We start from the raw sequence: 7,902 nt of genomic DNA, 5'->3' as shown, positions 1-7,902 counted from the left end.
TATTCGACCTGGCTATCGCCGATGGAGCGTTGAGCGGCACATGATTTACTTTCGCGTGACCGATTACGGGATCGCCGTCATCCGGGTACTGCACGACCGGATGGATGCGCCACGCCACTTGTGACGCTGAGGAAACCGGCAAATTTGCCGGTTTCCTCGGGATGGCGGATTCAAGGATCGGTGAACCGCCCCGGGTTTCGTGGAGGCTGTTTGGTTTAAGTCAGGCCTGCGCCGTGGCTGCCTGACTGGCGAGTTGCCGGTGGTAGTTTGCCTCGGCCTCGGCCGGCGGGATATAGCCGATGGGTTCGAGCAGTCGGTGGTGGTTGAACCAGGCTACCCATTCCAGCGTGGCAAGCTCCACCGCTTCCTTGGTCTTCCACGGTGCTCGGCGATGGATCAGCTCGGCTTTGTAGAGGCCGTTGATGGTCTCCGCGAGCGCGTTGTCGTAGCTGTCGCCTTTGCTGCCCACCGACGGTTCGATGCCGGCTTCGGCCAGACGCTCGCTGTAGCGGATGGAGACGTATTGCGACTCGTGATCGCTGTGGTGAATCAGGCTGCTGTCACGCTCAGGCTGACGCGCATAGAGCGCCTGTTCCAACGCATCGAGCATGAAGTCCGTGTGCATCGAGCTACTGACCCGCCAGCCGACGATGCGCCGGGCAAACACGTCAATGACGAAGGCCCCGTAGAGCCAGCCCTGCCAGGTCGACACGTAGGTGAAATCCGAGACCCAGAGCTGGTTCGGCCGCTCGGCGCGGAACTGTCGGTTGACCCGGTCCCGTGGGCACGGCGCCTTGCCATCGCTGACCGTGGTGCGCACCACCTTGCCGCGCCTCACACCGCGCAAGCCTTGTCGGCGCATCAAGCGCTCGACCGTGCACCGCGCCACCGTCATCCCCTCGCGGCCCAACTGCCGCCAGACCTTGTCGGCACCGTAGACCTGCAGGTTGCCCCTCCAGACACGTTCGATCGCTGGCGCCGCCATCGCGTCGCGCTTGGCTCGGGCACAGCACTGCTCCGGCTCCCGGACGCGCGCCGCATGCCTTCGATATCCCGACGGGGCGATCTGCAGGACCTTGCAGATCGGCTCGACCCCGAAGGTGCTCCGATGTTCGTCGATGAAGTCCCTCAGGACTTGAGTCGGCGGTCGAGCTCCGCCTGGACAAAAAACGCGCTGGCCAGCTTCAGGATCTCGTTGGCCCGACGCAGCTCTTTGACCTCGCGCTCAAGCTCCTTCACGCGCTGCGCCTCCGCTGTGGTGACGCCCGCACGGACACCGGTGTCGACCTCGTGCCGCTGGACCCAGCCCAGCAACGTCGCCGGCACACAGCCGATCTTCGGCGCTATCGACTCCACCGCGGTCCACAGCGATGGATACTCTCCGCGGCGCTCCTGCACCATGCGCACCGCCCGCTCGCGGACCTCAGGGGAAAACTTTTTGGACTTGTTCATGGCTCCATTCTCTCAAGCGTTAGAGCCTCCTCAAATCCCGGGGCGGTTCATGCGGGATGTTTGTGATGAGGTGATGGCGGCGCCAGCACCGCACACAGCAGCCCCGCCACCGCCAGCATGGCTTCAGTGCGGAGCGCGTAGTCGACCATGGCGTGCAGCATGAGCAGTCCCAGCCCGAGGCTGGCGCCGCGTGCCAGCAGCGCACTGCTGCTGGCACGGCGCCAGGCGGCGACGGTGCACCAAAGCCACCACAGCGCAAAGGCGACCATCCAACCGATGGCCGGCCAACCGGCTTCGAGAGCCAGCTCGAGGTAGTCGTTGTGGGCGTGGTTGGCGTAGAAGGACTGTTGCTGCTGGGGTGTTTGGCCGCTTTGGTAGGCGGAAACGAACGTGCCAAGCCCGCTGCCGACCGGCGCATAGTGCGCGGCCAGGGCGCGGGTATTGGCAAAAAAGGTCCAGCGGGCGTCGTCGAGCGGGTCGGCTTGCAGGCGATTCAGAATGCCGTACAGGCTGATCTGCACTACGGCCAGCACGCCAATGGTGGCGGTGACCAACGTCCAGCGGCGGGCGGCCCGGCCGGTGCTTGAGGAGCTGCTGATAAGGATTGCTGCGGCGCCCGCCATCGCCAGCATGCCCAGCAGCAGGCCCATGCGTGAGCGCGCCAGGCCGAGACCGGCCAGGTAGAACACAACGACGGTGGCGCCCAGCGCGCCGTGTAGGGGCCGGCTGGTGCCGCGGCGCCAATGTACGGCCAGCAGGCTTACGCCGAGCACAAGGGCGACGTACAGCAGGCTGGCGAAGTGGTTGCGGTTGGCGAAGAAACCCACCGCGTCGCTTGTATTGGTGAACTCATAAAAGCGCAGCGGACTGCCCGGCCCGCCGGCGATCTGCGCAAGGCCGAGAATGACGCTGGCGAGCGAGAACGTGACGACTGTGGCCAGCAGCCGCTGGCGCCACACCGGTGGCAGGGCCAGGCCGGCGGCGAACAGGGCGATACCGGGCAGTAGCGCCCACAGGCTGCGTTCCGTGAATGTCGATGCAAGGCTGGCGTGCGACAGGCCGGCCGCGTCGACGCTGGCGAGTTCGTTCGCCAGTCCGGCGCGACCCGGCAGCGCGCTGGCCACCACCGTGGGCAGCGGTATCAGTTGCAGCAGTGGCAGGGCCAGCGCCGCGCCGGCCAGGATGATGCCCCCTCGGGCGGCAGGTGTCAGCAGTGTGCTGGGCAGTGCCCGCAGGGCCACCGCCAAAGTGAACAGCGCCGAAAGCTCTACGGCGAAGTCACCCGGGCCGCCGGCTGCACCGCCTAGCAGGAGCGCCAGCAGCAGTGTGCCGGCAGCGGCGACTGGCAGCACTCGGGCTGTATTGAACTGTTGCACGAGCATCCATCCATCGCTGCCCGGCGCCAAAGGTGCCGGGCAGCGGTGAAGCAGAACGGATTCTGTGCAGTCCGGCCTTTGGCCTCAGGGGCTCGCCGGATGGTCGTCGTCGTCGTCGTCGCCGATGGCGTAGCCGATACCGCCGCCCGCCAGCAGGCCGATGCCGGCAGCGATGGCGGTGTGGGTGGGATTGATGCCCCCCGCTACGGGCGGCGCGCACTGGAACTCGGTCGGTACGGTAACTACTTGGCCTGGTTTGACCAACAGGGTGCAGCCTTCGGCCAACACCACGGAGGCCTGGCCGCCTTGCTCGCCGACAGTGACCACGTCGCCGGTGGCCAGAGCTTGGCCTTCCGTACCTGGCTCGCCGTTGACCAGAATCTGGCCCTGAATGTCATTCAGCGTAACGGCGCTAGCAGTGCCAGCGGTGGCTAGCGACAGGGTGGCAAGGGCAGATGCGATGAGAAGCTTTTTCATGGCAGTGATCTCCGTACTCCGTAAAGCGTCAACATTAAGCGCCAACATTGCCAAACGTGAACCCAGCCAGGTCTCTCCAGATTGGAGTCGTGCCGACCTTATCACTAAACGTGTGTCAGTGTGCAACACCGCCCACCTCGAGGGTCGGCAAGGGGGTGATGGCGATGTCGTCGAACCAGGCACGGCCGCCGATCTGCGTTTCTGCAGGAATGCGCGCGGCGAGCTCCAGGCGCAGCCACTGGGCGCCGCAGTTTTCTGCCGGCACGTCGAAATCGAGCTCGAGCGTGCTCCAGGGTGAGCTGCCGGCGAGGCGCTGGCTGGCGCCGAGGCGCGCGGACGGGGTTTCGGCGCATTGCAGGGTCCAGGTCAGGCCGCGCTCGTTGCGCAGGCTATCCAGCCGGTAGCGGGCCGCCAGGCGGTAGTGGCCGGGTGTGAGCGTGAGCAGTTGGCGCACGTGTGCAAAGCTCACACGGCTGTTTTGGAATTCGACATAGAGCGCGCGGCTGCCGCTGACGCCGGGGCCAGCCAGCAGTTCCACGCTGGCGCCGGCGATGCGGTCCAGGCGCCAGCCGAAGCCGTAGCCGCCGGCTGGCTGCTCAAAACCGCCGTCGAACACCAGCTCGCCGTTGGGGCGCCGCTCGGCGGGCAGGCCGGCCGCCCAGACACGGCGCGCCTGCTGCCAGCGATGGTCGCGGACCAGGCGCTCGACGTAGGCGCTGCGCTCGGTGTCGGTAAGCCCTCCGGGGGTCGCGGCCAGCTGCTCGAACACTGCGCTTACGGCATCGATGGAGCGGGCATCTCGCGCCAGGCGGGGCAGGAAGCCGGCCCGCCAGGGTGGTTTGCTGGCCAGCGTTCGCGCCAGCGGCAATTGGCCGCCAGCGGCGTCGAGCGCGGCGATCAGAGTGGGAAACAGCGTGCCGGCCAGGTCAGGCCGCACCCGCAGCTGGGCGTCGAGGTAGGTGAGTCCCTCGTCGATGCGCCCCTCGAGCAGGTGGTGACGCATGAGCCAGGCCAGCGAAGGCAGGTCGCGCGGCGAGTGGCGTGCGGCGAGCGTGTAGAGCTGAGTGGCGCGGTCGGTGTCGCCGCGCTGTTCGGCCACGGCTCCCAGGATGCGGTAGGGGCGCCCATCGAGCGGATTGGCACTGGCGGCGCGGCGTGCCAGGGCGCTGGCGCGGTCGAGGTCCGCAGGGTTGTCCAGGGCCTGCTCGGCTGCCCGTATCAATGCTTGCGGATGATCGGGCCGCCAGCGCAGGGCCCGCTCGGGCTGATCGTCGGCATAGTGGTCCGCAAGGCCCAGGGTCAGGATGCGCCAGGCGGCGAGCGCCAGCAGCGGCGCCAGCCACCAGCGCCGCAGTGTGGACGGCAGCATCAAGGGCCGTCCTCGAAGCGCAGGCTGGCAAGCAAGGGCGGGCCATTCGGCGGCGTGATGACGTGCAGCACCATAGTGCCGGAGGTGTAGCGGGATGAGTTCTGCCCGCGCGGCCGGATTGTGCTTTCAAACTGTCCGCGACCGATGGCGCGATCCGCGCCGAGGCGCTGCCAGTCGATGTCGTGCAGGGTCAGCGTCCGCCGTGTGCTGGAGGCAAAGAGCACTTGGTAGGCGGTGGTGGTCGGCACGTAGCCGCCATGTTCGGTCTGGATTTCCGGTGCGAACAGACGCAGCAGGGCGGTCAGATCGCCGCGCTGGTAGGCATCCGCCAGGCGCGCGGGCAGCGCCGTCAGGGTCGCATCCGGCAGTGCGTTGACGGCGGCGGGCGGTGACTGCAGTGTGGCAATGATGGCGGTCGCGGCCTTGGTGACCTGGTCGGGTATGGCCGGTGTGGGGCCGTCGCCTGTGAAGGCGTTGGTGATGGCCGGGATGCCCGCGATCGCCGCTTCCTTGGGGGCGGGCTTGCGGGCGGTGCTGGTGGGGACCGTCTGCGTGTGGTCCGTGACTTTCGCTGGCAGAGGATTGTGTGGCCTAGGCGGCTGTGCTGGTGCGGTGGACTGTGGTGAAGGTGCGCCATCGGTGGCGCCTGATGTGTCAGCGGCAGCGATTTGCTGCGGCGCGGCGCGCGGGCTGGGTGTGGTTTGCGTGGGTTCTTCGACCGCCGGTGTGGGCGGTTCGGTCGCCACCACCTGCGGGCGCGCGGGGCCGGGTGGTTTGTCGGTGGATCGGTGGGTTGGCAAAGGCCCGGGCCGATGGGCCGTGGGCAATTCATTTCCGGGGCGCGCCTGTCGCACCAGCGCCATGGTCGGCGCTGCGGCGTTGGGTGTGTGCTGGCTCAAGTACCGAACGCTAAAGGCGGCGCCGGCGAACAGGCCAGCTGCACCGAGCAGATAGCACGGTAGCCGCCAGAGGCTACGGGCCGACAGATGGACGCGTCTGCCGCACCCAGGGGGCGCCAGCGGCAGCAGCGTTGCGGGCGCCACGGCTGGTGCCGTGAAGGCCGTGCCGGTGCGATGTGAGAGGGTATCGTACTGGTACCGCCGCTCGGGGGTGCGCAGATCCTGCCAGGCTCGGTTGACGCGGTTCATGTAGGCCGCTTGCCAGTCGTCCGTTTGGCGATCCGGGTGCAGCCAGCGCACCAGCCAGCGGTGGTGCAGTTTGATGAGCTCCTGGGATGCGGTGGCCGGCACGCCGAGCAGCCGGTAACTGTCCGCACCGGCTGCGAACAGCGCCTGCTGCAGAAACAACACCGCCGCTTCGGCGATGCGCTGCGGCGCTTCACCGCTGGCTGCCGCCGCTTCAGCCAGCGTGGCGTCGTCTGCGGCGGCAATACGGATCAGGGCCAGCACGTCCGGTGGCAATGGACGCTGGCGCAGTTGGGCCGCGAGCGCGGGCGCGCGCGACAGCGCCAGGGCCAGTTCGAGTGCCTGGTACGACGATTTGCTCATGGCGTACTTCAGGTGGCCGCCGGCCTCCCGTTCGATTTCGGCGTGCGGGTGGTGCAGTGTGGGGCACAGGTTTGTGGATGCCCCTCATGATAGCTCTCACTCGGCTGTGTGCGAGCGTGCGGATGACGGAGATGGACCGTCGCGATGACGGTGTAATGTCATGGCGAGCCCGCGCAGTCGAAGCCGCGAGGGCGCGAAGCACCCGTGGCGGGCAGCGTGGCAATCCATGCCTTTCAGGCGCAGGCCGGGGTCTGCGGTGCCGGCCGATCGGGGCGCTGCCTGGATCGCCACGGGCCTGCGGCCCTTGCGATGGCGCGAGGCCGGGGCGGCGCAGGGCAGGCGGTATCATGCGCCGCCAATTTCTGCATCAAGGCCCTCGCCATGCTGATCTACAACACCCTCACCGGCAGCAAGCAGCCGCTACGCCCGCTCATTCCGGGCCTGGTGCGCATGTATGTGTGCGGCGCCACGGTGTACGACTACTGCCACGTGGGGCATGCGCGGGTGTTCGTGGTGTTCGACATGGTGGTGCGGTACCTGCGCCGGCTTGGGCTGAAGGTGCACTACGTGCGCAACATCACCGACATCGACGACAAGATCATCCGCCGCGCGGCCGAGAACGGCGAGACCACCACGGCGCTCACCGAGCGTTACATCGCCGCCATGCATGAGGACCTGGCGCGCCTGAACGTGCTGCCGCCGGATGATGAACCGCGCGCCAGCGAGCACGTCGCCGACATCATCGCCATGATCGAGCGGCTGATCGACAAGGGTTATGCCTACCGCGCCGCCAACGGCGACGTGTACTACTCGGTGCAGCGTTTCGAGCGCTACGGGCGCCTGTCGCACCGGGTGATCGAGGAGCTTCGTGCCGGCGAGCGGGTGGAGGTGAACGAGGCCAAGGCCGATCCGCTCGATTTTGCGCTGTGGAAGGCCGCCAAGCCGGGCGAGCCGGCCTGGCCGTCGCCGTGGGGGCCGGGCCGGCCGGGCTGGCACATCGAGTGCTCGGCCATGTCCACGCACTGCCTCGGCAACCATTTCGACATCCACGGCGGCGGCTACGACCTGATCTTTCCGCACCACGAGAACGAGATCGCCCAGTCCGAGGCGGCCACCGGCGAGCCGTATGTCGAAATTTGGATGCACAACGGCTTCGTGCGCATCGACGACGAGAAGATGTCGAAGTCGCTGGGCAATTTCTTCACCATCCGCGACGTGCTGGCGCGCTACCAGCCGCAGGTGCTGCGGTTTTTCCTGCTGGGCAGCCACTACCGCAGCGCGCTGAACTATTCGGACGCCGCGCTCGATGCCGCGCGCGAGGCGCTGACGCGCTGCTATCTGGCGCTGGCGCGCGCTGGCGCGGGCGAGGGCGAGCCGGATGCCGAGTTCGTGGCGCGTTTCGACGCCGCCATGCAGGACGACTTCAACACGCCGGGCGCGATCGCCGTGCTGTTCGAGCTGGTGCGCGAGCTGAACCGCGCCGACGATCCGGCCCGGATGGCCACGCTGGCCGGCACGCTGCGCCGCTTAGGCGGCGTGCTGGGACTGCTGCAGGACGACCCGCAGACGTTTTTGAAAGGCGCCGGCGGCACCGGCGGGCCGTCGGACGAAGACATCGAAGCGCTGGTGCAGGCACGCCTGGCGGCGCGCAAGGCGCGCGACTTCGCCCGCGCCGATGCCATCCGCGCGCAGCTCACCGAGGCCGGCATCGTGCTCGAGG

6 protein-coding genes, 1 pseudogene and 1 other annotated feature are annotated in these 7,902 nt (G+C 67.9%); of the genes and pseudogenes, 2 read left to right on the top strand and 5 right to left on the bottom strand.

The genetic code is table 11. From position 1 onward, the window contains the following. Nucleotides 1–124: pseudogene (locus PHC73_RS13980) on the top strand (type II toxin-antitoxin system RelE/ParE family toxin); the annotation flags it as partial. A 96-nt stretch (nt 125–220) separates the two neighbouring features. Here PHC73_RS13980 and PHC73_RS09125 read toward each other — a convergent pair. The 5 genes from PHC73_RS09125 to PHC73_RS09105 form a co-directional block, all read right to left on the bottom strand. Further along, a protein-coding gene (locus tag PHC73_RS09125; protein WP_300126945.1) for an IS3 family transposase occupies nt 221–1,452 on the bottom strand; the annotation gives its coding sequence in 2 pieces (ribosomal slippage) (nt 221–1,164 and nt 1,164–1,452; 1,233 coding nt in all). Beyond that, nucleotides 1,058–1,174 (bottom strand) — a sequence feature (AL1L pseudoknot). It overlaps the preceding gene by 117 nt. A 47-nt stretch (nt 1,453–1,499) precedes the next feature. Further along, the gene (locus PHC73_RS09120) at nt 1,500–2,828 is read right to left on the bottom strand and encodes an O-antigen ligase (RefSeq protein ID WP_300126944.1); all 1,329 of its coding nucleotides are present in this window, start codon (nt 2,826–2,828) and stop codon (nt 1,500–1,502) included. An 84-nt stretch (nt 2,829–2,912) separates the two neighbouring features. After that, nucleotides 2,913–3,305: a hypothetical protein gene (locus PHC73_RS09115; RefSeq protein WP_300126942.1), complete on the bottom strand. Its 393-nt coding sequence runs from the start codon at nt 3,303–3,305 to the stop codon at nt 2,913–2,915. A gap of 115 nt (nt 3,306–3,420) precedes the next feature. Then, on the bottom strand, nt 3,421–4,674 hold the full coding sequence (locus PHC73_RS09110) for a hypothetical protein (RefSeq protein WP_300126939.1): 1,254 nt from the start codon (nt 4,672–4,674) through the stop codon (nt 3,421–3,423). Further along, complete coding sequence (locus PHC73_RS09105; RefSeq protein ID WP_300126937.1) at nt 4,674–6,182, bottom strand: DnaJ domain-containing protein; 1,509 nt, start codon at nt 6,180–6,182, stop codon at nt 4,674–4,676. Before PHC73_RS09105 ends, PHC73_RS09110 begins: the two co-directional genes overlap by 1 nt. 381 nt (nt 6,183–6,563) lie before the next feature. Between PHC73_RS09105 and cysS the strand changes: the two genes are divergently transcribed. Continuing rightward, nucleotides 6,564–7,902, top strand: a 1,339-nt coding sequence (gene cysS, locus PHC73_RS09100; RefSeq protein ID WP_300126935.1) for a cysteine--tRNA ligase, incomplete at its 3' end; no start/stop codon positions are given.

Origin of the sequence: Immundisolibacter sp., from assembly GCF_028696615.1 — a bacterium.
Taxonomy (GTDB): domain Bacteria; phylum Pseudomonadota; class Gammaproteobacteria; order Immundisolibacterales; family Immundisolibacteraceae; genus Immundisolibacter.
Note: the sequence above shows the minus strand (reverse complement) of the source record. Positions and strands in the feature narration are given on the sequence as shown.

Excerpts from the sequence above, each read along its gene's own strand:
- PHC73_RS09115 (WP_300126942.1), bottom strand. The coding sequence starts at position 3,305 with ATGAAAAAGCTTCTCATCGCATCTGCCCTTGCCACCCTGTCGCTAGCC.
- PHC73_RS09105 (WP_300126937.1), bottom strand. The coding sequence starts at position 6,182 with ATGAGCAAATCGTCGTACCAGGCACTCGAACTGGCCCTGGCGCTGTCG.
- PHC73_RS09110 (WP_300126939.1), bottom strand. The coding sequence starts at position 4,674 with ATGCTGCCGTCCACACTGCGGCGCTGGTGGCTGGCGCCGCTGCTGGCG.